23 protein-coding genes are annotated in these 25,693 nt (G+C 72.4%); 10 read left to right on the top strand and 13 right to left on the bottom strand.

Annotation, left to right across the window (positions count from 1 at the left end; genetic code table 11):
• Positions 1 to 154 precede the first annotated feature (154 nt).
• From ABTY62_RS17740 to ABTY62_RS17730, 3 genes are all read left to right on the top strand, one after another.
• Complete coding sequence (locus ABTY62_RS17740) at positions 155 to 847, top strand: bifunctional DNA primase/polymerase (protein WP_352130342.1); 693 nt, start codon at positions 155 to 157, stop codon at positions 845 to 847.
• A gap of 109 nt (positions 848 to 956) precedes the next feature.
• Positions 957 to 1,760, top strand: coding sequence for an ABC transporter ATP-binding protein (locus ABTY62_RS17735; protein WP_352130341.1), 804 nt, complete (start codon positions 957 to 959; stop codon positions 1,758 to 1,760).
• Positions 1,757 to 3,367 (top strand): transporter, encoded by a 1,611-nt coding sequence (locus tag ABTY62_RS17730; RefSeq protein ID WP_352130340.1) that lies wholly within the window; start codon positions 1,757 to 1,759, stop codon positions 3,365 to 3,367. Before ABTY62_RS17735 ends, ABTY62_RS17730 begins: the two co-directional genes overlap by 4 nt.
• A 74-nt stretch (positions 3,368 to 3,441) precedes the next feature.
• On the opposite strand, the gene ABTY62_RS17725 is transcribed toward ABTY62_RS17730, so the two are convergent.
• Positions 3,442 to 4,815, bottom strand: coding sequence for a phospholipase A2 (locus ABTY62_RS17725; protein ID WP_352130339.1), 1,374 nt, complete (start codon positions 4,813 to 4,815; stop codon positions 3,442 to 3,444).
• A gap of 65 nt (positions 4,816 to 4,880) precedes the next feature.
• Between ABTY62_RS17725 and ABTY62_RS17720 the strand changes: the two genes are divergently transcribed.
• Positions 4,881 to 6,449 carry an RICIN domain-containing protein gene (locus ABTY62_RS17720; protein ID WP_352130338.1) on the top strand — a complete coding sequence of 523 codons (1,569 nt, stop codon included), beginning with the start codon at positions 4,881 to 4,883 and terminating at the stop codon, positions 6,447 to 6,449.
• A gap of 15 nt (positions 6,450 to 6,464) precedes the next feature.
• Here the strand turns inward: ABTY62_RS17720 and ABTY62_RS17715 are convergent, their stop codons facing one another.
• Positions 6,465 to 6,692 carry an SH3 domain-containing protein gene (locus ABTY62_RS17715; RefSeq protein ID WP_352130525.1) on the bottom strand — a complete coding sequence of 76 codons (228 nt, stop codon included), beginning with the start codon at positions 6,690 to 6,692 and terminating at the stop codon, positions 6,465 to 6,467.
• Between the two features lie 207 nt (positions 6,693 to 6,899).
• Positions 6,900 to 7,382, bottom strand: coding sequence for a MarR family winged helix-turn-helix transcriptional regulator (locus tag ABTY62_RS17710; RefSeq protein WP_352130337.1), 483 nt, complete (start codon positions 7,380 to 7,382; stop codon positions 6,900 to 6,902).
• A gap of 111 nt (positions 7,383 to 7,493) precedes the next feature.
• On the opposite strand from ABTY62_RS17710, the gene ABTY62_RS17705 reads away from it, so the two are divergent.
• From ABTY62_RS17705 to ABTY62_RS17690, 4 genes are all read left to right on the top strand, one after another.
• A complete protein-coding gene (locus ABTY62_RS17705) occupies positions 7,494 to 8,249 on the top strand; it encodes a dienelactone hydrolase family protein (RefSeq protein WP_352130524.1) in 756 nt (251 codons plus the stop codon).
• A gap of 82 nt (positions 8,250 to 8,331) precedes the next feature.
• A complete protein-coding gene (gene map, locus ABTY62_RS17700) occupies positions 8,332 to 9,105 on the top strand; it encodes a type I methionyl aminopeptidase (protein WP_352130336.1) in 774 nt (257 codons plus the stop codon).
• Between the two features lie 180 nt (positions 9,106 to 9,285).
• The gene (locus ABTY62_RS17695; protein WP_352130335.1) at positions 9,286 to 10,317 is read left to right on the top strand and encodes a medium chain dehydrogenase/reductase family protein; all 1,032 of its coding nucleotides are present in this window, start codon (positions 9,286 to 9,288) and stop codon (positions 10,315 to 10,317) included.
• Between the two features lie 52 nt (positions 10,318 to 10,369).
• Positions 10,370 to 11,047, top strand: a complete 678-nt coding sequence (locus tag ABTY62_RS17690) for an SRPBCC family protein (protein WP_352130334.1) — start codon at positions 10,370 to 10,372, stop codon at positions 11,045 to 11,047.
• A gap of 34 nt (positions 11,048 to 11,081) precedes the next feature.
• On the opposite strand, the gene ABTY62_RS17685 is transcribed toward ABTY62_RS17690, so the two are convergent.
• The 3 genes from ABTY62_RS17685 to ABTY62_RS17675 all read right to left on the bottom strand — a co-directional run bounded on the left by ABTY62_RS17685 (position 11,082) and on the right by ABTY62_RS17675 (position 13,822).
• Positions 11,082 to 11,486 carry a nuclear transport factor 2 family protein gene (locus tag ABTY62_RS17685; protein ID WP_352130333.1) on the bottom strand — a complete coding sequence of 135 codons (405 nt, stop codon included), beginning with the start codon at positions 11,484 to 11,486 and terminating at the stop codon, positions 11,082 to 11,084.
• 80 nt (positions 11,487 to 11,566) lie between these two features.
• Positions 11,567 to 12,436, bottom strand: coding sequence for an alpha/beta fold hydrolase (locus ABTY62_RS17680; protein WP_311724637.1), 870 nt, complete (start codon positions 12,434 to 12,436; stop codon positions 11,567 to 11,569).
• A gap of 693 nt (positions 12,437 to 13,129) precedes the next feature.
• Complete coding sequence (locus tag ABTY62_RS17675) at positions 13,130 to 13,822, bottom strand: iron-dependent transcriptional repressor DtxR (protein ID WP_311724404.1); 693 nt, start codon at positions 13,820 to 13,822, stop codon at positions 13,130 to 13,132.
• Positions 13,823 to 14,052: 230 nt separating this feature from the next.
• On the opposite strand from ABTY62_RS17675, the gene ABTY62_RS17670 reads away from it, so the two are divergent.
• The gene (locus tag ABTY62_RS17670; protein WP_352130332.1) at positions 14,053 to 14,808 is read left to right on the top strand and encodes an SIS domain-containing protein; all 756 of its coding nucleotides are present in this window, start codon (positions 14,053 to 14,055) and stop codon (positions 14,806 to 14,808) included.
• Between the two features lie 119 nt (positions 14,809 to 14,927).
• Here the strand turns inward: ABTY62_RS17670 and ABTY62_RS17665 are convergent, their stop codons facing one another.
• Both ABTY62_RS17665 and pdxH read right to left on the bottom strand, forming a co-directional pair.
• Positions 14,928 to 16,394 (bottom strand): PAS domain-containing protein, encoded by a 1,467-nt coding sequence (locus tag ABTY62_RS17665; protein ID WP_352130331.1) that lies wholly within the window; start codon positions 16,392 to 16,394, stop codon positions 14,928 to 14,930.
• 461 nt (positions 16,395 to 16,855) lie between these two features.
• Complete coding sequence (pdxH, locus tag ABTY62_RS17660) at positions 16,856 to 17,554, bottom strand: pyridoxamine 5'-phosphate oxidase (RefSeq protein WP_352130330.1); 699 nt, start codon at positions 17,552 to 17,554, stop codon at positions 16,856 to 16,858.
• Between the two features lie 472 nt (positions 17,555 to 18,026).
• Between pdxH and ABTY62_RS17655 the strand changes: the two genes are divergently transcribed.
• Complete coding sequence (locus ABTY62_RS17655) at positions 18,027 to 19,127, top strand: citrate synthase 2 (protein WP_352130329.1); 1,101 nt, start codon at positions 18,027 to 18,029, stop codon at positions 19,125 to 19,127.
• Here the strand turns inward: ABTY62_RS17655 and ABTY62_RS17650 are convergent.
• From ABTY62_RS17650 to ABTY62_RS17630, 5 genes are all read right to left on the bottom strand, one after another.
• Positions 19,106 to 19,759, bottom strand: coding sequence for a TetR/AcrR family transcriptional regulator (locus ABTY62_RS17650; RefSeq protein WP_352130328.1), 654 nt, complete (start codon positions 19,757 to 19,759; stop codon positions 19,106 to 19,108). The genes ABTY62_RS17655 and ABTY62_RS17650 overlap by 22 nt on opposite strands.
• Entirely contained in the window at positions 19,756 to 20,562 is an 807-nt protein-coding gene (locus ABTY62_RS17645; RefSeq protein WP_352130327.1) for an enoyl-CoA hydratase family protein, read from the bottom strand. The genes ABTY62_RS17650 and ABTY62_RS17645 overlap by 4 nt, the downstream gene beginning before the upstream one ends.
• Complete coding sequence (locus tag ABTY62_RS17640) at positions 20,559 to 22,145, bottom strand: 4-coumarate--CoA ligase family protein (RefSeq protein ID WP_352130326.1); 1,587 nt, start codon at positions 22,143 to 22,145, stop codon at positions 20,559 to 20,561. The genes ABTY62_RS17645 and ABTY62_RS17640 overlap by 4 nt, the downstream gene beginning before the upstream one ends.
• Before the next feature lie 32 nt (positions 22,146 to 22,177).
• Positions 22,178 to 23,329 (bottom strand): acyl-CoA dehydrogenase family protein, encoded by a 1,152-nt coding sequence (locus ABTY62_RS17635; RefSeq protein ID WP_352130325.1) that lies wholly within the window; start codon positions 23,327 to 23,329, stop codon positions 22,178 to 22,180.
• Positions 23,330 to 23,542: 213 nt separating this feature from the next.
• Positions 23,543 to 25,690 carry an acetyl/propionyl/methylcrotonyl-CoA carboxylase subunit alpha gene (locus tag ABTY62_RS17630; protein ID WP_352130324.1) on the bottom strand — a complete coding sequence of 716 codons (2,148 nt, stop codon included), beginning with the start codon at positions 25,688 to 25,690 and terminating at the stop codon, positions 23,543 to 23,545.
• Positions 25,691 to 25,693 lie beyond the last annotated feature (3 nt).

The following is a 25,693-nucleotide window of genomic DNA, read 5'->3' as shown; positions in this document are numbered from 1 at the left end:
ACACAGCCGCGTCCCCATGCGCGCCCCCGGCCATGCACCCATGCGCCCCGCATGCCCGAATCGTGCGACCTACGGGCTCCCGCGGGCCCCCGGAGCGGGCCGGGGGGCGTAACCCTTGCCGGTCCCTCGAGTTGTGCTGGTCGTGGACGAGAGCATGCACGCGACAGGCGCACCAGGCGCACCAGACGTGACAGATGTGACAGGAGCACCACAGATCCCCCAGCAGCGCGGGGAACCGCTGCGGGACGCGGCCGTGCGCTACGCCGAGGAGCGGCACTGGGACGTGCTCCCCGGCGCCTGGCTCGAGCCCGTGAACGGAGCTGACCAGTGCTGGGAGCAATGCTGCTGCGGCGCGGCCGACTGCCCCTCCCCCGGCGCCCATCCGACCCGCGCCGACTGGGCGGACCAGGCGACCGGCAGCCCCGTCGTGGCGCGCCGCGCGTGGGCCAGGACGCCGCACGCCTCGATCCTGCTGCCCACCGGCCGCACCTTCGACGCCCTCGACGTGCCGGAGACGGCGGGCTGTCTGGCGCTGGCGCGGATGGAGCGCAGGGACGTCGAACTCGGCCCGGTCACCTCCACCCCGGAGCGCAGAATGCTCTTCTTCGTGCTGCCGGGCGCCGCCGCCAAGATCCCCCACCTGGTACGGAACCAGGGCTGGCCGCCCTCGTCGATCGACCTGGTCGCGCGCGGCGAGGGCGACTACGTGGTCGCGCCGCCCACCCGCGTGGGCCGGCACGGCGCGGTCCAGTGGGCGCGCCGGCCGACCGCCGCCAACCGCTGGCTCCCGGACGCCGAGGAGCTGGTCAGCGCCCTCGCCTACGCCTGCGGCCGCGACGGGCGCTGAGACGCGCCGCCGCGCGCCGGGTACCGGTCCCCCCGCGCACCATGCGCCTATCGTGGGCGGCGGACGGGGGCGTCGACCGGGCCCCCGCGCGTTGATAGAGGGGGACCGCGTGACGAAGGAGCCGGAGGAGCACGGGAAGGCGGCCATACCGGCCGTGCTCGTACGGGGGCTGTGGAAGCGCTACGGGGAGCAGGTCGCGGTCGCCGGGATCGATCTGGAGCTGCCCGCCGGGCGGTTCATCGGACTGGTCGGGCCCAACGGCGCGGGCAAGACGACCACCCTCTCGATGGTGACCGGGCTGCTGCGGCCCGACTCCGGCACGGTCGAGATCGGCGGGCACGACGTATGGCGCGACCCGGTCGCCGTGAAGGCCCGGATCGGGGTGCTGCCCGAGGGGCTGCGGCTGTTCGAGCGGCTGTCCGGCCGCGAACTCCTCGACTACACCGGGCGGCTGCGCGGACTGCCCGCCGACGAGGTCCACAAGCGCGCCACCCAGCTGCTGGACGTGCTCGACCTCGCGGGGGCGCAGCACAAGCTGGTCGTCGACTACTCGACGGGCATGCGCAAGAAGATCGGGCTGGCCGCCGCGCTCCTCCACAACCCGGAGGTCCTCTTCCTCGACGAGCCCTTCGAGGGCGTCGACCCGGTCTCCGCCCAGACCATCCGCGGGGTGCTGGAGCGCTACACCCGCTCCGGCGCCACCGTCGTCTTCTCCAGCCACGTCATGGAGCTGGTGGAGTCGCTGTGCGACTGGGTCGCGGTGCTGGCCGCCGGACGGATCCGGGCCCACGGCCCGCTGGACGAGGTGCGGGGCGCGGCGCCGTCGCTCCAGGACGCCTTCCTGGAGCTGGTCGGCGCCAGCGACCGGGCGACCGGGCACGACCTCGACTGGCTGGGCGGCGGCGCCCGATGACCGCCACCGGCCCGCTGACCGCCCTCTTCGTCCAGCTCAAGCTGTCCCTGCTGCGCAACGGACTGCGGCAGTCCGCGGGGCGCCGCGCCGCGTACATCGCCTCCGTCGTCCTCGTCCTCCTCTTCGCGGCGTTCCATCTGCTCGGCCTGATCCTGCTGCGCGGCAACGACCACGCCGCCGCGCTGGTCACCCTCCTCGCCACGGTCTTCGCCCTCGGCTGGGCCGTGATGCCGCTGTTCTTCCCCGGCGGCGACGAAACGCTGGACCCCACCCGGCTGGTGATGCTGCCGCTGCGGCCCCGCCCGCTGGTGGTCGCCCTCCTGGTGTCCTCGCTGGTCGGCGTCGGCCCGCTGTTCACCCTGACCCTCATGGTCGGCTCGGTGATCGCCGTGGCGCACGGCGCGGCGGCCGCGGCGGCGGGGGTGCTCGCCGTGGTGCTGGCGATGCTGCTGTGCGTGGCCCTGTCGCGCGCCGTCGCGACCGCCAACAACCGGCTGCTCACCAGCCGCCGAGGCCGCGATCTGGCGCTGCTCAGCGGCCTGTTCGTGGCGGTGGGCGCACAGCTGGTCAACATAGGGGTGGGGAAGCTGTCCGGCCAGGACGGGCTCGCCTCCCTGGAACCGCTCGCGGACGTGCTGCGCTGGGTGCCGCCTGCGGCCGCGATCGACGCCGTCCAGGGCGTCGGCGACGGCGCGTACGGGACGGCGGCCGCCCAGCTCGCCCTGTCCGCGGGCCTGCTGGTGCTGCTGCTGTGGTGGTGGCAGCGCGGCCTGACCCACCTGATGACCGCGCCCGACTCCTCGACCATCCAGGCCGCCGAGCCGGGCCGGAAGCGCCCCGACTCTGCCGCCGGGCGCCCCGCGCTCCAGCGCCTGCTGCCCGACGACCGCACCGGCACGGTCGTGCTGCGCACGCTGCGCTACGCGTGGCGCGACCCGAAGACCAAGTCGGCGTGGGTGACCTCGCTGGCCATCGGCCTGCTGCTGCCGGTCGTCACCAGCGTCCAGGGCGCGGGCAGCGTCTACTCCTCCTGCTGGGCCGCGGGGCTGCTCGGCATGCAGATGTACAACCAGTTCGGCCAGGACTCCTCGGCGTTCTGGATGGTCGCCCAGACGATCTCCACGCCGCGCGAGGCCTACCTGGAGCTGCGCGGGCGCGCGCTGGCCCTCTCGCTGATCGGGGTGCCGTACGTCACGCTGGTGGTGCTCGGCGCGGCCGCGCTGATGGACGACTGGGCGGCGGCCCCCGAGGCGCTCGGCCTCGCCCTGGCCCTGTTCGGTTCGCTGGTGGCGACCGGAGCCCTGGCCTCGGCTCTGTACCCGTACTCCATCCCGCAGGACAGCGGCTACAAGAACGTGGCGCCGGGCCAGGTGGGTCTCGCGTGGCGGTCCATCTTCGCCGGGATGTTCACCGGCGTCGCGCTCTGCGCGCCGCTGCTGGCGGTGACGATCTGGATGCACGAGTCGGGGGCGCACGACCGGCTGTGGCTGCTGCTGCCCCTGGGCACGGCGTACGGCGCCGGGGTCGCCCTGGGCGGCCTGCGGCTCGCCGCGCCGCGGACGGCGGCACGGCTGCCGGAGATCCTGGCGGCGGTCAGCAAGGGCTGAGCCGCCACCCCGCTCGGCACAAAGCCGAAGCCCGGCCGACGGAGCGCCGGCCGGGCGAGGGGTGGTTCAGCGGATCACCGGGTCTCGAGCAGCCCTGCCGCGAGGACGCTCTGGTAGTAGAGGCCGGCCGCCCGGCGGCACAGCGCGCGCTCGACGGCGGTGTGGTCGACGGGCCAGTCCCGGCTCTCGCAGATGGTGTTCAGGTCCTCGTGGAAGACGCGGTCGATGCGGTCCTTGTCGGAGTCTCCGTTCACGCTGTTGTGGAAGGACTCCTTGCCCAGCAGGGCCTTGGAGTTGCGGTACCCGAAGTCGTGCCGGTAGCAGGCGAATGTGAAGTTGAAGCCGCCGATGGAGTCGGGGGCGGGCGCGTTGCACCCGTTCGTGGACCAGTCGAACTCGTAGGGGTCGGGCGAGCCCGCCTGGTGTTCGTAGAGGGACGCGTACCAGGCGCGGCGGGCGTCCTCTCCCTCCTGCGTCAGGCTCTTGAGCCGGGCGAGCTTGTCGTCCGGGACCGTGGGGGCGGTCGGTGCGTGGAGGTCGGTCCACTGGTCGTCCGCACCGGTGCCGCTGTACATCTGGACGGATCGGTGGTCGGAGGCGAGGCGGTAGAGGCGGTCGCCGCTGGTGGTGAAGGCGGCGGCGGGCCCGCCGACGCGGTTCCACTCCTCGGGCCGGCCGTTGTACTTGTAGAGGTCACCGGTGTCGGGGTTGGTGGCGTACAGGGTGTTGCTGCTGAAGATCTCGCCGGCGGGGCCGCCGACCTTGTTCCACTGGCCGTCCCCGGCGTTGTACTCGAAGACGCCGGAGCGGTCGGGGTCCAGTTTGTAGACGTTGTTGTCGGTGACGGCGAAGGTGGCGCCCGAGCCGCCGGTGCCGGCCCACTGGCCGTCCTCGTACTTGTTGAGTTCGCCGGTGGCCGGGTCGGTCGCGTACAGGGCGGCGGCGGGGCCGGTGTAGAGGTCCTTGGCGGGGCCGCCGACCTTGGTCCACGTGTCGCCCTGGCCGGTGTACTCCCACACGCCGGTGCCGTCGGGGCCGATGCCGTACAGGTGCTCGCTGGTGGCGGCGAAGTCGGCGCCGGCGCCGCCGATGCGGGACCACTGCTCGGGCTCGCCGTTGTACTTGTTGAGGTCGCCGGTGGCCGGGTCGGTGGCGTAGACGGCGTCGGCGCTCGCGTAGAGGTCCTTCGCGGGGCCGCCCACCTTCTGCCAGTTGACCGTGTCGGAGGACCACTCGTAGACCGCGGAGTGGTCCTCGGCCAGGGCGTAGACGCTGTCCTCGGCCGAGACGATCCGGCCCATCGCGACGGGCTCACCCGGTGCGGGCTGCTGGGTTTCGGCGTATGCGGGAATACCGATCACGAGAGTGGCCGCGCCGAGCAGGAACAGAGACTTCTTGGCGGTGGACAGCTGTCGCGCTGTGGAGTGCGTCAGTCCGCGTATACGCATGGGTAGAGTCCCTTCAGCATTGATGTGATTGCCGGGCACCGGTCCGTTCGCGGGGATCCGGTGCGATGACATCGACGCTGCGGGCCGGGCTGTTTTCCATCAAGATCGTTCATCTTCGGTGCAGGTCGGCGGCGGACATCGGGGGATTGTCCGCGGACAAAGGGGGGTTCATGGGCAGGACTGGCCGGCCATTCGAAGGGCTGAGGGGCGAGTCGGAGCACATCAACGCGTTGGCGGGAATGCTGTGCCGGCTGACGGAAGGCCTGACGCTGCGCGAGCTGGCCGAGCGCTATCCGCAAGGCGGCGGAAAGACGTTGTGGGGGCAGTACCGCTCCGGTGAACGGGCGGTGCCCGCCCACATCCTGCATGAGGTGATCAACCGCCAGGTACCCGACGCCCGCACCCGGCAGCAGCGGCACGAAGAGGCCAAGCGCCTCTACGAACTGGCCGCGCAGAAGCAGCAGCGGAAGCCCCCGGTATCGAAGACACAGCAGGCCGTGGAGGAGGCCGCACAGGCGCAGCGGCAGGCCGAGACGGACCTGGCGGAGGCGGAAGAGCACATCCGGAGCCTGGTCGAAGTCATCCACCGGCTCGAGCGTGGGAAGACGCAGGACCCGACAGGGGCTGCGCATGCCGGGGAGGAACTCCGCCAGGCCAGAGAGAGCCTGACGATCGCCGAAGAGGCCAAGTCCGACGCGTTACAGGCCCGGAGCGCGGCCCTGGAGGACCAGGAGAAGTACCTCCACTCGGAGGCCGGACCGCGCGCTCCCCAACAGGCGTCGTCCGGGGCGGACCGCCCACCGGCCGGCGTCGGCTCCCCGGCGACCAGCGGGACCGGCGACGGCCGGGACCGCCGGGACCGCCGGGACCGGTTCCGGCGCTGGCGCACCCCCGCCCAGTGGGGCGCGCTCGCGGCGCTGCTGGCCGGCATGTGGTTCGTCACCGACAGCCAGAACGCCACGACGTCAGGCGCGGCACCCACCACGTCCGCCACGCCGACGGTCACGAGCCCCCACAGCCCGACGCCAGGGCCCTCGGCCCGGTCCTCCGATCCGTTCGCGGGTCCGTCCGGCGGCACAAGCCGGCCCGCATCCACGGCGACCCCGTCGAAGCCGCAGACACCGTCGGCGCCGTCGGCCACCCCATCGCCCGGCAAGAAGCCGCGCGCCCGCGCGGACGCACCGCCGCTGCCGAAGGGCCTGTTCCGCCTGACCAATGCCGGCAGCCACCTGTGCCTGTCCGTGCCCCCGGAGAACACCACCCCATCGGCAGGCCTCATCCAGACCGGCTGTGGCGCGAGCCCCGAGCAGTTCTGGAAACTCAGCGTGGAGCACTCCGGTTCGGCCGGAACCACGTACTCGATCCGCAATCAGCACAGCGATCTGTGCCTGTCGGTCGATGCGGCAAGCAAGGAGAACGACGCCATCATCACGCACTATCTGTGCGGTGACGACGAGCAGGATCTGTTCCCGGATCAGCTCTGGAGCTTCCGCTACGACACTTCCCGTCACGCATGGAAGCTGATCAGCCGTAACAGCGGCAAGTGCGTCGCCCTGCCCACCGCGAGCGGGGACGAGGAACAAGTGCTGCAAGAAGAGTGCGGCGGCGACAGCTGGACACTCTGGCGCACCTGAGGGACCGGACCGCCGCTAATCGAGGTACTTGCTGTAGACCCAGCCCTTCGTGCCGGCCGGAATTCCCGAGCTGGTCCGCTTGGTGATCTTTCCGTACGACCAGCTCTTCTTGAAGTCGTGGACGCCGCCCGTCCGGCAGAAGTAGCGGAAGGAATCCCCCCGGTAAAGCGTCCCGATCACTCGATAACGCTTTCCGGGCCCTGTCCGGAATGTTGCGCCACTCGTACGGACCTTGAAATTCACATCGGGTGAATCGAACCGGCACGCCGACGCGCCCACCGCGGACGCCGTCGGCGCCACGGCAATCGAGCCCCCCAGCAGCAACGACGCCGTCAACGTGACTACGGAAGCCCGGTATTTGGCCTGCACGCGATCACACCCCCCGTGATCAGGAACGTTTTCGTCATCGCGCAGACGAGAATAGCACCGGACATTTGCCACTACGCGAGGTCAGGACGTCCGGGCGTGGTAGTCCAGCAGACGGGTGAGCAACTGCACGAACTGGTCGCGTTCGGCCGGACTCAGCGGCGCGAGCAGTTCGTCGTGAAGTTCGTCCAGGACCTTGTCGAGGCGGCGCAGCTGACGGCGGCCCTGGGCGGAGATCGTGATGATGTTGCGGCGCTGGTCGTCGGGGTCCGGCGCGCGCTCGACGAGGTGACGCTCGGCCAGTTCGTTCAGCACGCCGACCATGTCACTGCGGTAGATGCCGGTGCGTCTGCTCAGCGTCGCCTGGCTGTCGGGCCCGTGATCCTCCAGCGAGGCGAGCACGGCGTAGTGCCACTTGCGGGCGTCGGCCTGGGCCAGCCCTTCGTTGACCAGCCGGTCCGACCGCGTGGACAGCTGCGACAACAGCCGGCTCGCCCGTCGCCGCAGTCGGTCGGGCGTCTTGAGCGCGCCGTCGTCGGGCATGTCCGTGGCTTCGGCTCTGGTCATGGCGCCAATTCTACCCATTGCGTTAGTCCGACTAGCGATGTACGTTCGCTTGCGCCGACATCGCTAGTGTGACTAACGGTGGTCGGCGAACCCCTGGAAGGAAGATCCGCCATTCCCACCACGACACTCCGGATTCCCACCCCTGACGGCCAGGCCGACGCTTTCGCCGCCTTCCCCGACGGCGGCGATCGGCACCCTGGGGTGCTGCTGTACACGGACGCCTTCGGCCTACGGCCCGAGCTGGAGCGGAAGGCCCGCGAACTGGCCGGGCACGGCTACTACGTGCTCGCCCCCAACTTCTACTACCGGCACGGCCCGGCACCGGTGGTGGAACTTCCCGAGTACATCGGAGAAGAGGTCAGGCCCGCGGTCATCGCCCGGCTGATGCCCCTGCTCAAGGCACACACCACCACCGAACGCGTCCTGCGCGACGCCGACGCCTACCTCAGGTTCCTCACGGCCCAGCCCGAGGTCAGGCCAGGACCGGTGGCCGTGACCGGCTACTGCATCGGCACCCTCCTGGCGCTGCGCACCGCGGCGGCCCATCCCGACCAGGTGGCCGCCGTCGCCGGATTCCACCCCGGCTTCGTGGTCACCGACGCACCCGACAGCCCGCACCGCCTCATCCCCGAGCTCACCGCCGAAGTCCATCTCGGCCTCGCCGAAGGCGACCTGTCGCCCGCGATCATCAGCGAGCTCAACCAGGCCCTGGATGCCGCGGGCCTCGGCCACACCTGCGAGATCTACCCCGGCACCGTCCACGGCTTCACCATGTCCGATACCGACGCCTTCAGCGCCTCCGGACTGAAGCGCCACTGGGACCGCCTGCTCCCCCTCCTCGACCGGGCGACGCGGCCGCGGGAGTGAGCGGCGACCCGACCATGAATCCAATTCAAGTACCGGTACAGTATGGCCGGTATAGTTATTGGTTGCATGAGAAGGACGCCGCGTGATCGAGATCCTGAGCCCCAGCCGACTGATCCGAGCAAAAGACACAGGCGCCGTGGTCGCCGACATCCTCCAGACACTGAAGAGCCGCAGCGCGATCGGCACGAACCTGCTGGACATCGACCAGTGGGCCAAGGCCATGATCGCCGAGGCCGGAGCGCTGTCCTGCTACGTCGACTACGCGCCTTCCTTCGGGCGCGGACCGTTCGGCCACTACATCTGCACGGCCGTCAATGACGCCGTGCTCCACGGACGGCCGTACGACTACACGCTCGCCGACGGCGATCTGCTGACACTCGACCTCGCCGTCTCCAAGAGCGGAGTCGCCGCGGACGCCGCCATCAGCTTCATCGTGGGCGACACCAAGCCCCCGGAGAGCGTCGCGATGATCAGCGCGACCGAACGCGCGCTGGCCGCGGGGATCGCCGCCGCCGGACCCGGGGCCCGCATCGGCGACATCTCCCACACCATCGGCACGGTCCTCAGCGAGGCGGGGTACCCGATCAACACCGAGTTCGGAGGTCATGGCATCGGATCGACGATGCACCAGGACCCGCACGTCCCGAACACCGGACGGCCCGGCCGCGGCTACACACTGCGCCCCGGACTGCTGCTGGCACTGGAGCCGTGGATCATGGCGGACACCGCCCAGCTCGTCACCGATGCCGACGGGTGGACGCTCCGCAGCGCGACAGGCTGCCGGACGGCACACAGCGAGCACACGATCGCCATCACCGACGACGGAGCCGAGATCCTCACCCTGCCGGGTTCCTGACGACGCATCGCCAGGCCCTTCGCCGGCGACAAGCCCTCGGCCCGCAGCCCGCCCGACTACAGCACCAAGATCCAGTTAGAACCTCTCACAGAACCCGTTGACGTCCCGCGCTCCCTCGCGTTATAACTTCTAACGAACGCAAGAGCATCCAGCGAAGCGCGAAACGCAGTGGAGGTCGTCATGAACGCCGGAGGACTCGTCGAGGTCGTTCTGCCGGGCACGGTCGAGCCGGAGGGGCTGGAGATCCGGCACGGAGCCGTCCCCACCCCGGGTCCGGGACAGGTCGTGATCCTGATGGAGGCGACCGGAGTCTCGTTCGCCGAGCAGCAGATGCGCCGCGGCCGGTACTACGACCAGCCGGCGTTCCCCTTCGTCCCCGGCTACGACCTGGTCGGCACGGTGCTGACGACCGGCGAGGGCGTCGAGCCGGGGCTGGCCGGCACCCGGGTGGCCGCGCTGGTCAAGGTCGGCGGCTGGGCCAGCCATGTGGTCGTCGACGCGGCGGACGTGGTGGAGGTCCCCGACGGGATCGGCGCGGCCGAGGCGGAGACCCTGGTCGTCAACGGCATCACCGCCTGGCAGATGCTCCACCGCAAGGCGCGCGTCCGCGCGGGGCAGACCGTCGTGGTGCACGGTGCCAACGGCGGCGTCGGCTCCGTCCTGGTCCAGCTCGCCCACGCCGCCGGCGTGAAGGTGATCGGCACGGCGTCCGCCCGCCACCACGACGCCCTGCGGGAGCAGGGGGTCGCCCCCGTCGACTACCGCGCCGGGGACGTCGCCGCGCGGATCCGCGAACTCGCCCCCGGCGGGGTGGACGCCGTCTTCGACCACGTCGGCGGCCGGGGCATCGTCGACTCCTGGCGCCTCCTCGCCCCCGGCGGCACGCTCGTCTCCTACGGCAGCGCCTCCACCCGGGACGACCAGGGGTCCAAGCAGTGGCCCGTCTTCAAGCTCCTCGGCCGGGTGTGGCTGTGGAACGCCCTGCCCAACCGCCGCCGGGCCTACTTCTTCAACGTCTGGGCCGGGCGGGCCCTGGCCAAGAACGGGTTCCGGGACCGGCTGCGCGCCGATCTCACCCAGGTCTTCGCGGCCTTCCAGCGCGGTGACGTCACCGCGCAGATCGCCGCCCAACTGCCGCTCACCCGCGCCGCGGACGCGATGCGGCTGGCCGAATCCGGCACCGTCGCCGGAAAGGTCGTCCTGACCCCGTAGGCCCGGTCCGACGCCCGCCGCCACCCCCACCCGACAACTGAAGGGAACACCCATGTCCAGCAACGGCCCATCGGCCTCACCCGCCCGGCAGTCCCGGCCCCGGACCGGCGTCCGCGCCGCCGCCCTCACGCTCTCGCTCGCCGTCGCCGGCGTCCTCGGGGCCGCCGTCCCGCCCGCCCAGGCAGCCCCGGCCGCCCAGGGCCATCACGGCGGTGCCTCGCAGTGCCGCGGGCAGGGCGTCGACCCCACGGCCCGCATCCGCTATCAGTCCGACGTCGTGATCGACGCGCCGCTGAGCACCGTCTTCAAGCTCCAGACGGACGTGGAGCGCTGGCCGGCCTGGCAGCCCCCCGTCCTCACCATGAAGCGCCTCGACCCCGGCCCCCTGCGGAAGGGTTCGCAGTTCCGGTGGACCACCCCGGCACCCGCCACCCCGTCAACCCCCGCCACCACCCTGGACATCACCTCCACCGTCCAACAACTCCAGCGCGGCCACTGCATTCTGTGGCGCGGGCCCGCGATCGGTGAGGGGCTGCGCATCGACGAGGGCGTCCACCTGTGGACCTTCACGAAGGTCAAGGGCGGCGTCCGCGTCCACACCGAGGAGACCTGGACCGGCGCCCAGGTCGAATCGGATGTCCCCACCGCGACCGCGGCCCTCGGCGCGGGCCTCGAAGCCTGGCTGCGCGATCTGAAGACCACCGCGGAAGCCCGCGCCCCGCGAGCCTGAAATGACAAGCCGGTCAGCCGAACGAGGCCGTCAATCAGGCTTCCGCGACAGTCCGTCCCGGCATCGGCTCCGCGAGCGCCGCCCGCCACGCCGGCGCGCCGAAGGGACCGCCGAAGTACTGCGTCTCGTGCACTACATGATGGTCGGCGAACTCCATGATGCTCACCGAGTACGAAGGCGCGCCGTCGTAGGTGATGACGCATTCGCTCACCCATACGTGAGCATGGCCGGTGATCCGCTGCACGGTGAAGTGCCGGTCGGCCGGGTGCCCGCCACGTTGCGCCGCAATCGTCTCGCGGCCCCGGAAACGCTCGCCCGACTGTGGGTAGTCCAGGATCGCGTCCGCAGCGTAAACGGCATGTTCGGCTTCGATATCCCCGCGTTCCGACGCCCGCCAATGCTCCTCGATCGCGGCCCTGATCCGGGACTCAGCATCCATGGCACCGCCCTTCCGTGGCAGCGACAAGCCTAGACACCCTTTGACCGCATCCGATCCGATCCGCCCGGAATGTCTCCGGCTTACGCGGGCAGCACCGAGGCAAGGAAGGGCTCCACGGCCCGGCGCCAGCCCTCCGGCTGGTCGTAATGGACCAGATGGCCCGCCTCCGTCACCTCCGCGTACTGACCCCGCGGCAGGACGCGCACCATCTCCTGCGCCTCCGCCCGGCCCAACTCGCCGTCCGGGCCCCGCACCACGAGGGTCGGGCACTCCACGAGCGCCAGCTCCTCCCAATGGGCGTCATGGGCCCAGGTCGCGCGGGCCTTGAGCATCTGGCGGCGGGAGAAGACCGGCCGCCAGCCGTCCGAACGCTCGGTCATGATCTCGGCGAAGAAGTCGCCCCGCGGGGCGCTCGGCCGCTCTAGCCTCGGATCGTCCTCGCCGAACCACTTGCGCACATCGGCGAGGGTCGCGAACGGCAGCGGCCAGGACGCGAACCACTCGGCCCACTCCGCCTGCGAGGCGGCGCCGAGCGCGGAGGCCCGCATGTCGCAGATCACCAGGGCCCGGACCAGATCGGGGCGGCGGGCGGCCAGCTGCCAGGCGGTGAGCGCGCCCATGGAATGGCCGATCAGGGTGACGGGGGCCAGGCCCAGCTGCTCGACCGCGGCCTCGGCGTCGGCCACATAGGTGCCCCGGTCGAACGGGCCGTCGGCGGGCTTCTCACTGCGGCCGTGGCCGCGCTGGTCGAGGGCGACGGCCCGATGGCGGGCGGCCAGCCAGCGCGCGGTGTGCGCCCAGTGCGCCGCGCGGCCCATCAGGCCATGGAGCAGAAGAACGCCCGGCCCGCGCGACGCCCGCGCGCTGCCGCCCGCCTTGGGCGGCTCGGTGAACTCCCAGGCGGCGAGCCGCACGCCGCCGGCTCCCGTCACGTCGATGCGCCGCACCATGTGCTCCGACACCCCCATTCCTCCCTCGACCGGCCCCAGGATATCGAACCTTTATTCGAACACGCCGTCACGAGCCGACAACACCCCTCGTTCGAGTGACCGCGCCAGGGGATTGATCGTCCGCACCGAGGGGAGACAGCTAGCGGGAGGCGGACTACTCGGGGAAGGGAGTCCGCGGGGGCCGACCCTGAGAGCTCGGGGCTCCGGGTCGCCAAGGCCTCCGGCCGCGCGGGCCGCGTCACAGCGGACCGCGGGGCCGGGGGCCCAGAGGGGGGACATGGGGAGGCAGGGCCCCGGCGGCTCAAGGCGCCGGGGCCCTCGCTGTCCCTACTGTCCTCGCCGTCCTCGCTGCCCTTGCCGTCCAAGGAGCCCCCTCCCCCCAACCCGGGAAGGCGGACGAGCAGACCTCGCACGCCCCGCCCCGGATCCCCAGCACACCTCGGCGCACGAGCGCGCCCGTGCATATATGCCTCCGCGACAGAGTCGCACGCGATGGGCCCGGGCGCTCGGTTTCCACCGATTCCGATGTCAGAAAAACCTCAGAAAAAGCCACCGTCGCAGGTCACGACCGTCGAATCGGCCGAACCGGTCGATTCGGTCAGTGCGTCGCCGGAGTTACGCAGGCGAAAGCGGTACCAGCGGTGCTCCAGGGATCGGTGTTGCAGGGATCGGTGTCACAGAGGCGGGCGGTGCTCAGCGCTTGGCGACGAACACATGGGACGCGATCTCCGCGTCCAGCTCGGCGGCCTCACCGCTGCTGCCCACCAGCACACCGCCCGGCGACTCCGTGACGCTCACCACCGAGCCCGGCTGCACACCCGCCCGGCGCAGCGTGTACATCAGCTGGGCGTCGGTCTGGATCGGCTCGCCGATCCGGCGCACCACCACCGTCTTGCCCTCCGTGCCCGGCTCCAGCTCGCGCAGGCTCACCATGCTCTCGTCGAGGAACGGGTCGGCCTCCGCCTTCTCGCCCAGCTCCTCCAGGCCCGGGATCGGGTTCCCGTACGGCGACTCCGTGGGGTGGCGCAGCAACTCCAGCACCCGCCGCTCCACCGCCTCGCTCATCACATGCTCCCAGCGGCACGCCTCGGCGTGCACCTGCTCCCACTCCAGCCCGATCACGTCGACCAGCAGACACTCGGCGAGCCGGTGCTTGCGCATCACGCGGGTCGCCAGCCGGCGACCCTCCTCCGTGAACTCCAGATGACGGTCGCCCGCGACCGTCACCAAGCCGTCCCGCTCCATGCGCGCCACGGTCTGGCTGACCGTCGGGCCGCTTTGGTCGAGCCGCTCCGCGATCCGGGCGCGCATCGGGACCACACCCTCCTCCTCCAGCTCGAGGATGGTGCGGAGATACATCTCCGTAGTGTCGATCAGTCCGGACATGCGTGCCCCTCGAATGTGTCGTGCGGTGGCCCTGACCCCAATTCTGACGCATCCCGCCGACAACGGGGCCTAGTCCGACGCCGCCGTACCCGTCGGTGCGATCGGGTCCTGATCCGGAACAGAGCCGGTGCGGAGCCAGTATTGACAGCTCCCTGACCGACGGCCCAACGTGATCCGCGCCACTCGGCACCCGACACGGCACAGGATCCGACGGAAAGGTTCACCCCAGAATGAGCGAGAGCAAGCAGGCCGGGCAGTACTTCGACGCCGCCATCGGCCTGCTGCGGCGGGTACGCGACGAGGAGGCCGGGAACATCGGCGCGGCGGGCGCCCTGATCGCCGAGACGGTCGTCGCGGGCGGCCGCCTCTTCGCCTTCGGCGCGGGCCACTCCTCGCTGCCCGCCCAGGACGTCGTCTACCGCGCGGGCGGCCTGGCCCTGATGAACCTGCTCCCCGTCCCCGGGATGGTCGGCGTGGACGTGATGCCCGCCACGCTCGGCAGCGCGCTGGAGCGCGTCGACGGGCTCGCCGGCGTCGTCCTGGACAACAGCCCGGTGCGCGCGGGCGACGTGCTCTTCGTCATCTCGCTGTCCGGGCGCAACCCGCTGCCCGTCGAGATGGCCATGCACGCGCGCGCCCTCGGCCTCAAGGTGATCGGCGTGACCTCCGTCGCGTACACCACCGCCACCACCTCGAGGCACAGCTCCGGAAGCTTCCTGAAGGACCACTGCGACGTGGTCCTCGACAGCAAGATCGCGGTCGGCGACGCCGAGCTGAGCGCCGACGGCGTCGGGGCGCCCTTCGGCCCCGCCTCCACCGTCGTCACCTCCGCGCTGATGCAGGCCGTGATGGCCACGGCGGCGGGCGAGCTCGCCGAGCGCGGCATCGACCCGCCGATGCTGCGCTCCGGCAACGTGGACGGGGGCCACGACTGGAACCGGCAGATCATGGCCGACTACGGCGACCGGATCTTCTACCAGCGCTAGGGGTGTCCGACGGATCTTTTCCCCTACCCGCCCCTTCCCTCAACTGGGGCTCCGCCCCAGACCCCGGGATCCAGGGGCGGGGCCCCACGCGGCGGAGCCGCACATAGACAGGGGCTCGCCTAGCCCAGCTGCTGGGCCAGGTCCAACGCGGCGGCGACGCGGGCCGAGACGTCCTCCGCGTATCCGGCGTCCGCCCGGTCGAAGGGGCGGCGGCCGGAGCCGCGCAGAAAGGTGACCACGCCCAGGGTGCGGCCACGGCTGCGCAGCACCGCGCACAGGCCGTGGACCGTGCCGTCGGGCCACTTGCGGGCCGTCGCCCACCCGGTGGCGACCGCCTCCTCCACGCGGTTCGCGCTGACCCGCACCGACCCGCAGCGCTCCGCCGCCAGCAGCGCCGGGTGGCTCTCCGCGTAGGCCACCGGAATGCCCCCCTGGACGATCGCCGGGCACGGGCCCGGGGCGCCGCTGCCCGGCGTCGCCGCCGCCCGCACCAGCCGGACCCGGCCCGGCCCGTCATCCGGTCCGTCGGCCCGCGGCCCGCCCAGGACCAGGTCGATCAGGGCGTGGTCGGCGAAGCCCGCGAGCGCGAAGTCCAGATGGACGGTGGCCGCCTCGGACGGGTCCTCGCACTCGGCCGCCGCCCGCGCCGCCCGCTGGAGCTGGTTGCCGCGGAAGCGCAGCCTTGAGCCGTCCAGCTCGTGCCGCTTGAGCTCGGTCACGTCCTGGAAGATCCACGCCACGCCGAGCGGCACCGGCTCCTCCGCCAGCGGCGAGGCCAGCCGCAGAAAGCCGCTGCGCCAGCAGCGCCGGGCGGGGGCGCCGCCCTCTCCGGCGACGCCCCCGCCCGTCAGACCCCGTACGCCCCCCAAGCCGCGACCGCCCTCGCCGGACTCCCGCAGGCTCACCCACAGCTCCGTGGGCGCCGGTGGCGCGCCCTCCGCCAGGACGTGCTGGAGCGCGCACTCCAGCTCCTCCAGGCCCTGGTCCAGCAGCTCCCCGAGCGGGCGCCCCAGCGCCGCCGTACGACCGGTGCGCAGCGCGCGCGCCGCGTTCCTGTTCACGACCGCGGGGCGCAGATCGGCGTCGACCAGGACCACGTTCCACGACGCGTCGTCCAGCAGCGCCTCGCTGAGCGCTATCGACCGCTCCAGATCGATCTGCGTGTGCACCTCGCTGAACGCGCAGTACACCCCGCCCGGCCGCCCGTCCGCCCGCGGCACCGCCGAGGACTGGGTGCGCACCAGGACCCGGCCGCCGTCCTTGGTCAGCAGCGCGAACTCGTTCACCTGGCGCCCCGGGGCTTCGATCGCCGCCATCAGCCGCGCCTCCACCTCGTGCGCGTCCGCCGCCCGCACCGCCCACCCCGCGAGCCCCTTGCGGCCCACCGCCTCCCGCGCCGACCAGCCCAGGATGCGCTCGGCCTCGCGGTTCCAGTGGGTGACGGTGCCCTGGGCGTCGAAGGCGCACAGGGCGGCGTCCATGCCGTCCAGCAGCGCGGCGAGCAGCCCCGAGTCGTCTCCCGGGTCGGCGCCGCTGCGCGGCGGCCGGACCTCGGCGGCCCGCGGCGGCGTCGGAGCGGACGGCACGGCACGAGCCGGCTGTGCGGGCTCGGAACGTCGCGAAGCGCTCACCGGACACCCCCTGGTGGACCGCGTGCGGTGGTGCACGCCGTGACATTCAACTCGAACGTGACACGCGCCACACCTGATTCCGCGAAATCGTTGCGTCCCGGAAATTCACTTGTGGCGTGGCGAAGCGGTTCCTAGGGTGTGGAGCACACGAGAAGGGAGGTGGTTCGGCAGATGTATCAAATCCGGACGCGTGAGGTGACTGCGGGCTAGCGGTCCGTTGTCGCGCTCAGCGCATTCGCCGGACCGGCGCACGAAGCATGTGCGCAGCCGGCCAATCCCAAGCAGTCACCCGACCCGTGGGTCGCCGGTACGTCCGACCGGCTCCCCTTGCGCCTCGCGGCGCGGGGGAAGACCCACGGGTCGTCTGCGTTCTCCCCTTCTCCTGCTCTGCTCCTGTCTCCTGCTCAAAGGCCCGCCTACGGGCTCAGCCGCTCGACCCGCCAGCCCTCCCCGCCCGGGCCCGGCACATACCGCAGCCGGTCGTGCAGCCGGTTCTCCCGCCCCTGCCAGAACTCCACCGCGTCCGGCACCACCCGGAAGCCGCCCCACTCCGGCGGCACCGGCACCTGCTCCCCCGGCGGATAGCGGTCCGCCAGCTCCCCGTACGCCCGGTCCAGCTCCTCCCGCGAGCCGACCACCGAGGACTGCGCGCTCGCCCACGCCCCCAGCTGCGACCCGTGCGGGCGGGTCCTGAAGTACGCCGCCGTCTCGTCCCGGCCGGTCCGCCGCGCCGTGCCCGTGATCACGACCTGGCGGGCGATCGGATGCCAGGGGAAGAGCAGCGACACATACGGGTTCTCGGTGAGCTCACGGCCCTTGCGCGAGTTGTAGTTGGTGTAGAAGACGAACCCGCGCGCGTCGAAGCTCTTCATCAGCACCGTGCGCGAGCTGGGCCGCCCGGCGGCGTCCGCCGTCGAGACCACCATCGCGTTGGGCTCGAACAGACCGCTCCCCACGGCCTGCTCGAACCACCGCGTGAACTGCTCGTACGGGTCGGCCGCGAGATCGCTCTCGACGATGCCCTCCGCGCGGTAGTGCTCGCGCATGGCGGCCGGGTCGTAGGTGCGCGCGGCCGGCCGCGCCGAGAATTGCGGGTCAACGTGAGGCACGCGCATATCTTGCAACATCAACACCGCGCCTCGGGTACTGCCCCGAACGGGCGATTCCCCTCCCCCTTCCGACCGCGCCGTAACCCTTTCCGCGCGGGCGGGGGCGTGTGCCGCTTCTCACGCTTCCCCGGGGGTACCTCAGACACCAGACTGTGGCTGGTCACGTGCCCGCCGGGCGGTACGCGCCCGGCACGGCCGGATGAGACCCGCCCGCACGGGGCATCACCGGGGTGTCCGGTACGGACCGCGAGCCGCGCGCGGCCGTGGAGCCGTCCCGGCGCCGAGCGCCCCACGACGTCCCGGATCACCCGGTAGCCGGGCGCCCGAGTTCCGCCGTACCGTCCGAGTCCCACCCCCGTCCCCGCCGAGCCCCCGTCGAACCCCCGCCGAATCCCCGCCGAATCCCCGCCGAGTCCCCGCCGAATTTCGCCCCACCCGCCGCTCGTCCACCGTCGACCACATCACGAGGAGCCGCCTGATGTCCGACTTCGTACCCGGACTCGAAGGAGTCGTCGCGTTCGAGACGGAGATCGCCGAACCCGACAAGGCGGGCGGCGCGCTCCGCTACCGAGGCGTCGACATCGAGGACCTCGTGGGCCATGTCTCCTTCGGGAACGTATGGGGCCTGCTGGTCGACGGCGCGTTCAACCCCGGGCTGCCCGCCGCCGAGCCGTTCCCCATCCCCGTCCACTCCGGCGACATCCGCGTCGACGTGCAGTCCGCGCTGGCCATGCTGGCGCCCGTCTGGGGCCTCAAGCCGCTCCTCGACATCGACGGGGCGCAGGCCCGCGAGGACCTCGCCCGCGCCGCCGTGATGGCGCTGTCGTACGTCGCCCAGTCCGCCCGCGGCCAGGGCCTCCCCATGGTCCCGCAGCGGGAGATCGACAAGGCGGAGACCGTCGTGGAGCGCTTCATGCGGCGCTGGCGCGGCGAGCCCGACCCCAAGCACATCGCCGCCGTCGACGCCTACTGGACCTCGGCCGCCGAGCACGGCATGAACGCCTCCACGTTCACCGCCCGCGTCATCGCCTCCACCGGCGCCGACGTCGCCGCCGCGCTCTCCGGGGCGGTCGGCGCCATGTCCGGCCCACTGCACGGCGGCGCGCCCTCCCGGGTGCTCCACATGATCGAGGAGATCGAGCGCACCGGCGACGCCACCGCCTACGTCAAGCAGGCCCTCGACCGCGGCGAGCGGCTCATGGGCTTCGGGCACCGCGTCTACCGTGCCGAGGACCCGCGCGCCCGCGTGCTGCGGCGCACCGCCAAGGAGCTGGGCGCGCCGCGCTTCGAGGTCGCCGAGGCTCTGGAGCGGGCGGCCCTCGACGAGCTGCACAACCGGCGGCCGGACCGGGTGCTGGCCACCAACGTCGAGTTCTGGGCGGCCATCGTCCTGGACTTCGCGGAGGTCCCGGCGCACATGTTCACCTCCATGTTCACCTGCGCCCGCACCGCCGGGTGGAGCGCGCACATCCTGGAGCAGAAGCGCACCGGCCGCCTCGTCCGCCCCTCCGCCCACTACATCGGCCCCGGCCCGCGCAGCCCGCACGACATCGAGGGCTACACAGCCCCCTCCCGCTGACCGCCGCGCAGGACGTCCTCGAGGATCCGCGCCCACTGCGCCACCACCCGGTCGCGGCGGGCGCGGTCGTCGGTGAGCAGGTTGGCGAGGCCGAGGCCGCGGGCCATGTCCAGGAAGCCCTGCACGGACTCCCGCACGCCCGGCACCGTCTCGTCGACGCCCAGCGCCTCCACCGCCATCCTGTGCGTCTCCCGGCCGATCCGCGCCTCCAGAGCCGCCACACGCGCGCCCAGCTGCTCCTCGTACGAGGCCACCACCCACAGCTGGAGCGCGGCCCGGAACAGCGGGCCCGTGTACAGGTCCGCCAGGGCCTCGACCACGGCCGCGATCGACTCGCGCCCGCCCTCGCGCTCACCCTCGCGCCCGTCCTCGCGCGAGAACAGCGTGCGCAGGGCGGCCGAGCGCTCCTCGGCGACATGCTGCACCGCGGCCGTGAACAGGTCCTCGCGGGTCGGGAAGTGATGCTGGGCCGCGCCCCGCGACACCCCCGCCCGCTCGGCCACCACCGCCACCGTGGACCTGGCCCAGCCGTGCTCGGCCAGACAGGCCACGGCCGCCTCCAGCAGCCGCTGCCGCGTCGCGCGGCTGCGGTCCTGCTTGGGGTCGCGCAGCGCGGCGCGCGGGGCGCTCACCGCGCCTCCCCGCCGCCGGGCACCACGCCCGCGTCCTCCCGCGTCAGCTCCGACACCCACACCGGATCCCGCCGCTCCAGAAACGCCGCCATGCCCTCGCGGGCCTCGGCCGACGCGAACAGCGCCGCGGACCGCTCCGCCAGCCGCTCCGACTCCCGCTCGAAGACCCCCAGCACCTCCGCCGTGACCAGCCGCTTGGACTCGGCGAGCCCCTGCGGTGACCCGCGCCGCAGCCCGTCGAGCACCGGCGCCAGCAGCTCGTCCACGTCCGCTCCCGGGTCTCCCAGCGTCACCAGGCCGATCCGCGCCGCCTCCGCCGCGTCGAACCGCTCCCCCGTCAGGAAGTAGCGGGCCGCCGCGCGCGGGTCCAGCCGGGGCAGCAGCGGTATGGAGATCATCGCGGCCGCGAGCCCCAGCCGGGCCTCGGTGAACGCGAAGCTCGCGCCCCCGCCCGCCGCCGCGATGTCGCACGCGCCCAGCAGCCCCAGACCGCCCGCCCTGACATGCCCGGTCACCCGCGCCACCACCGGCTTCGGCAGCTCCACCATCGACCGCAGCAGCGCGACCAGATCCAGCGCCGCCGACGCCGAGGGCGGCTCGCTCAGATCCGCGCCCGCGCAGAACGTGTTGCCGGTGTGCGTCAGCAGCACCGCCCGCGTGCCCGCGTCCCGCCCGGCCGCCGCCAGCGCCTCGCCCAGCTCGGCGACCAGCCGGGCGGAGAGCGCGTTGCGGTTGCGCGGCGAATCGAGGGTCAGCGTGGTGACACCGCGCGCGTACGCGCGCCGTACGAGAGCGTCCGTCATGAGGCCGTCGTACTCCCTTCCCTGGCGCGCAGCTCACGCCTGAGGATCTTGCCGGTGGCCGAGCGCGGCACGGCGCCCGTGAACTCCACGCGCCGCACCTTCTTGTACGGGGCCACCCGCCCGGCAACGTACGCGATCACCTCGTCCGCCGACAGCGCGACCCCGGGCCGCGCCACCACATACGCCGTGGGGATCTCGTTGCCGTCCGCGTCGCGGACCCCGACCACCGCCGCGTCCACGATCCCCTCGTGCGTCAGCAGCACGGCCTCCAGCTCGGCGGGGGCCACCTGATAGCCCTTGTACTTGATCAACTCCTTGACGCGGTCCACCACGAACAGCCAGCCGTCCGCGTCCACATGCCCCACATCGCCGGTGCGCAGCCAGCCCTCCGCGTCGACCATCGCCTCCGACTCCGCCGCCCGGCCCAGATACCCCTTCATCACCTGCGGCCCCCGGATCAGGATCTCGCCGTCCTCCCCGACCCCCAAATCCCACCACGCCCCCGCCGTCTCCACGATGCGCATCTCGGTGCCCGGCATCAGCCTGCCGACCGTCCCCGGCGGCACGTCCCGCGCAGCGCGCGGCACCACATGGCAGCCCGGCGACAGCTCCGTCATCCCGAACGCCTGAAGCAGCGGCGGAATCCCCAGCCGCCGCGCACACGCCTCCGCCAGACCCGCGTCCAACGGCGCCGCCGCGCTCATCACATACCGCAGCGACGACAGGTCGTGCCCGCTGACCGCCGGATGCTTGGCGAGCGCCAGTACGATCGGCGGCGCCACATACAGGCCGGTCACCCGGTGCTCCTCGATCGCTGCGAGAAACCGCTCCAGATCGAAGCGCGGCAGCACGATCACCGTCGCGCCGTCCCGCAGCGGCGCGTTCACCAGCGCCGTCAGCCCATAGATATGGAAGAACGGCAGCACCGCCAGAATCCGGTCCTCCGGCCCCGTCGGCACCAGCGGGCGCAGCTGCGCCAGATTCGTGGCCAGATTGCGGTGCGTCAGCATCACCCCCTTCGGGGTGCCCGTCGTCCCCGACGAGTACGGCAGCACCGCGATGTCCTCGCCCGGGTCGATCTCCACCACCGGCTCCGGCGCCGTGCACTCCAGCATCTCCGGAACCGACCGGTGACCGTCGACGGCGTCGCACACGAACACCTCGCGCACCCCGCCCGCCCGCTCCCCGGCCCGCCGCGCCACGCCCAGCAGCGCCGACGTGGTGACGATCCACTCCGCCTTCGCGTCCCGCAGCTGCTCCGCGAACTCGTCCGCCGTCGCCAGCGGGTGCACCGTCGTCACCGCCGCGCCCGCGCGCGTCGCGCCGTACAACACCACCGGATACAGCACCGAGTTCGGGCTGTGCAGCGCCACCACGTCGCCCTTGCGCACCCCCGTCTCCGCCAGCGCCGCCGCGAACCGCCGCGTGGCGCGGTCCAGCTCCGCGTAGCTCAGCGCCGTGCCGTCCACCCCGTCCACCAGCGCGGGCCGGTCGCCGAACTCGGCGCTCGCCCGCGCCAGCACGGCCTCGTGGATGGGCAGGTCCAAGAGCGGGACATCCGGGTACTCACTGCGCCACGCCATCGCGGATCCCTCCGTAGGTCCTGGTCGGTCCGTCAGTACGACTTGGGCAGCCCCAGCGTCTGGTGCGAGACGAAGTTGAGGATCATCTCCCGGCTGACCGGCGCGATCCGCGCCACCCGCGCGGCCGTGATCAGCTTCGCCAGCCCGTACTCCGTCGTCAGGCCGTTGCCGCCCAGCGTGTGCACCGCCTGGTCGACCGCCTTCACCGCCGCCTCCGCCGCCGCGTACTTCGCCATGTTCGCCGCCTCCCCCGCGCCCGCGTCGTCCCCCGCGTCGTAGAGGTGGGCCGCCTTGGCCATCATCAACCGCGCCAGCTCCAGTTCGATATGGGCCTGCGCGAGCGGATGCGCCACTGCCTGGTGCGCGCCGATCGGCTCCTTCCACACCTGGCGGACGCGCGCGTACTCCACGGCCTTCGCCAACGCGTGCCGACCCATCCCCAGCGCGAACGCCGCCGTCATGATCCGCTCCGGGTTCAGCCCCGCGAACAGCTGGAGCAGCCCCGCGTCCTCGTCCCCCACCAGCGCCTCCGCCGGCAGCTCCACCTCGTCCAGCACCACCTCGAACTGCTTCTCCGCCGCCGCGACCTCCATCGGGATGTGGTGGTACGAGAAGCCGGGCGCCCCGCGCTCCACGATGAACAGGCACGGCTTGAGCTTCCCCGTGCGCGCGTCCTCCGTGCGGCCCACGATCAGCGTCGCGTCCGAGATATCCACGCCCGAGATGAACACCTTCCGGCCGGTCAGCAGCCAACCGCCGCCGGGGGCGCGGCGGGCGGTGGTCGTGATGCGGTGCGAGTTGGATCCGGCGTCCGGCTCCGTGATGCCGAACGCCATCCGCTTGCTGCCGTCCGCGATCCCCGGCAGCCAGGCGCGCTTCTGCTCCTCCGTGCCGAAGCGCGCGATCACCGTGCCGCAGATCGCGGGCGAGACCACGAGCATCAGCAGCGGGCAGCCGGCCGCGCCCAGCTCCTCCAGCACGATGGACAGCTCGGCGATGCCGCCGCCTCCGCCGCCGTACTCCTCGGGCAGGTTCACGCCGAGATAGCCGAGCTTGCCGGCCTCGGCCCAGAGGGCGTCGGGGTCCGTCTTCTCGCTGCTGCGGCGCTTGGCGAAGTTCGCGATGGCGGAGCGGAGGGCGGTGCGTTCGGGGCCGTCTATCAGGGGGCTGTTGTCGGGTTTCATGTGCGGCTCCTCCCGGGTGCGGGCTACTGGTCGCGGTGCTCTGTACGGGGCGGGGCCGGGGCCTCCGGGGCTGTCACCCTGGACCGCATATTTACGGCGCCGCGGCAGCCGATATGCGGCTCCGCCGCGTGGCCGGAAGCGCGGGGTGGGCCGGAACTTGGCGCCACAAATATGCGTAAGCGTCCAGGGCACCACCCCTGCACCCCCGTCCCCTCACGTCTCGTCCCCCTCCGCCACCACCGCCAATACCGCCCCGACCTCGACCTGCCGGCCCGGGGTGGCGTGCAGCGCGGAGAGCACACCGGCGGCGGGCGCCGTGACCCGGTGTTCCATCTTCATGGCCTCCAGCCACAGAATCGGCTCCCCCGCCTCGACCCGGTCGCCGACCGCCACCTCGGCGAGGCGGACGACCGTGCCCGGCATGGGGGCCAGCAGCGAGCCCGGTTCGGTACGGGCCGTGGGGTCGGGGAAGCGGGGCAGGGCGGTGAAGGCGTGGGAGCCGAGGGGTGAGTCGACGTAGACGTCCTCGCCATACGTGTCCACGTTGAATGTTCGGCGTACGCCATCGATCTCCAACACGACCTGATGTGTGTCGACTTCGAGGAGTCGGGTGTTCGGGTGGTCGTCCGCGATCAGGCCGTCGCGGGTCAGGCGGTAGCGGACCTCGCGCTCGGTGCCGTCAGGCTCGGACCGGTAGCTCTTGATCTGCGGCTGCGACGGTACGTTGCGCCACCCGCCGAGCCGCCCGGCCACGGTCGCCGGCCGCCGCGCCGCGTCGGCCAGGGCGGCGGCGAGTGCGGCGAGGGGGGCGGTGTCGTCGTCGGTGGCGGTGAGTTCCCCGAGGTGCCGTTCGAGGAAGCCCGTGTCCATGCGGGCGTCCCCGAACGCGGGATGGCGCAGCGCCCGTACGAGCAACTCCCGGTTGGTGACGGGCCCGTGCAGCCGGGCCCGTTCCAGGGCGTGAGCGAGGCGGCGCAGGGCCTCGGCTCGGGTGGGCGCCCAGGCGATGACCTTGGCGAGCATCGGGTCGTAGTGGATGGTGATCTCGCCGCCGTCGGACAGTCCCGAGTCGACCCGCAGCCAGTCCTGGCCGGGGCCGACGTCCACCGGCGGGGAGCCGCCGACGAGACGGGAGGGGGCGGGGGTGCAGGGGTGGTGCCCTGGACGCTTACGCATATTTGTGGCGCCAAGTTCCGGGTTCCCCGCGGTTCCGGGCACCGGCGCCGTAAATATGCGGTCCAGGGTGACAGCCCCGGAGGCCCCGTCCCCGAACCCGCCACGAACACCCTGCGCACCCCCCACCGGGCCGGCCGCGAACGACAGCCGGTGCATCACCCCCGTCCCCGGGCGCCACCCCCGCGCCGGGTCCTCCGCGTACAGCCGGGCCTCCACCGCGTGGCCGTGGGGCGGGGGTGGCTCCGCGAGCAGGGGTTCGCCCTCCGCGACCCGTAGTTGCAGCGCCACCAGGTCCACCCCGTACACGTACTCCGTCACCGGGTGCTCCACCTGGAGCCGCGTGTTCATCTCCAGGAAGTACGGCCGCCCGTCCCGCCCCACCAGGAACTCCACCGTCCCCGCCCCCCGGTACCCGATCGCCCGCGCCGCGCCGACCGACGCCTCGTCGAGGGCGTGGCGCAGTTCGTCGGTGAGCCCGGGGGCCGGGGCCTCCTCGATGACCTTCTGGTGGCGGCGCTGGAGGGAGCAGTCGCGGGTGCCGAGCGCCCACACCGTGCCGTGCGCGTCGGCGAGGATCTGCACCTCGACATGGCGGGCGCCCTCGACGTACGGCTCCAGGAAGACCTCCGCGTCGCCGAAGGCGGACAGCGCCTCCGCGCGGGCGGAGGTCAGCTCGGCCGGGAGGGCCGCGAGGTCGTGGACCACGCGCATGCCGCGCCCGCCGCCGCCGGCCGCCGCCTTGACGAGGAGGGGGAGGTCGTCGGGCGTGGCGCGGTCGGGGTCGACGGGGGCGAGGAGGGGGACACCGGCGGCGCGCATGAGGTCTTTGGCACGGGTCTTGGAGGCCATGGCCTCGATCGCCTCGGCCGGGGGCCCGATCCACAGCAGGCCCGCGTCGGTGACGGCGCGGGCGAAGTCGGCGTTCTCGGAGAGGAATCCGTAGCCGGGGTGGACGGCGTCGGCCCCGGCCGCGAGGGCGGCTTTGACGATGAGGTCGGCGCGCAGATACGTGTCGGCGGGGGCGGCGCCGGGGAGCCGTACGGCCGCGTCGGCCTCGCGGGTGTGGGGCGCGGCGGCGTCGGGGTCGGAGTGGACGGCGACGGTGGCGATGCCGAGTTCGCGGCAGGTGCGGAAGATCCGGCGGGCGATTTCCGCGCGGTTGGCGACGAGGAGGGATCGGATCACGGG

Source organism: Streptomyces sp. NPDC097640 (assembly GCF_040302705.1).
GTDB lineage: Bacteria > Actinomycetota > Actinomycetes > Streptomycetales > Streptomycetaceae > Streptomyces.
Note: the sequence above shows the minus strand (reverse complement) of the source record. Positions and strands in the feature narration are given on the sequence as shown.

Excerpts from the sequence above, each read along its gene's own strand:
- ABTY62_RS17740 (WP_352130342.1), top strand. The coding sequence starts at position 155 with ATGCACGCGACAGGCGCACCAGGCGCACCAGACGTGACAGATGTGACA.
- ABTY62_RS17730 (WP_352130340.1), top strand. The coding sequence starts at position 1,757 with ATGACCGCCACCGGCCCGCTGACCGCCCTCTTCGTCCAGCTCAAGCTG.
- ABTY62_RS17725 (WP_352130339.1), bottom strand. The coding sequence starts at position 4,815 with ATGCGTATACGCGGACTGACGCACTCCACAGCGCGACAGCTGTCCACC.
- ABTY62_RS17720 (WP_352130338.1), top strand. The coding sequence starts at position 4,881 with ATGACATCGACGCTGCGGGCCGGGCTGTTTTCCATCAAGATCGTTCAT.
- ABTY62_RS17710 (WP_352130337.1), bottom strand. The coding sequence starts at position 7,382 with ATGACCAGAGCCGAAGCCACGGACATGCCCGACGACGGCGCGCTCAAG.
- ABTY62_RS17695 (WP_352130335.1), top strand. The coding sequence starts at position 9,286 with ATGAACGCCGGAGGACTCGTCGAGGTCGTTCTGCCGGGCACGGTCGAG.
- ABTY62_RS17690 (WP_352130334.1), top strand. The coding sequence starts at position 10,370 with ATGTCCAGCAACGGCCCATCGGCCTCACCCGCCCGGCAGTCCCGGCCC.
- ABTY62_RS17685 (WP_352130333.1), bottom strand. The coding sequence starts at position 11,486 with ATGGATGCTGAGTCCCGGATCAGGGCCGCGATCGAGGAGCATTGGCGG.
- ABTY62_RS17680 (WP_311724637.1), bottom strand. The coding sequence starts at position 12,436 with ATGGTGCGGCGCATCGACGTGACGGGAGCCGGCGGCGTGCGGCTCGCC.
- ABTY62_RS17675 (WP_311724404.1), bottom strand. The coding sequence starts at position 13,822 with ATGTCCGGACTGATCGACACTACGGAGATGTATCTCCGCACCATCCTC.
- ABTY62_RS17670 (WP_352130332.1), top strand. The coding sequence starts at position 14,053 with ATGAGCGAGAGCAAGCAGGCCGGGCAGTACTTCGACGCCGCCATCGGC.
- pdxH (WP_352130330.1), bottom strand. The coding sequence starts at position 17,554 with ATGCGCGTGCCTCACGTTGACCCGCAATTCTCGGCGCGGCCGGCCGCG.
- ABTY62_RS17655 (WP_352130329.1), top strand. The coding sequence starts at position 18,027 with ATGTCCGACTTCGTACCCGGACTCGAAGGAGTCGTCGCGTTCGAGACG.
- ABTY62_RS17645 (WP_352130327.1), bottom strand. The coding sequence starts at position 20,562 with ATGACGGACGCTCTCGTACGGCGCGCGTACGCGCGCGGTGTCACCACG.
- ABTY62_RS17640 (WP_352130326.1), bottom strand. The coding sequence starts at position 22,145 with ATGGCGTGGCGCAGTGAGTACCCGGATGTCCCGCTCTTGGACCTGCCC.
- ABTY62_RS17635 (WP_352130325.1), bottom strand. The coding sequence starts at position 23,329 with ATGAAACCCGACAACAGCCCCCTGATAGACGGCCCCGAACGCACCGCC.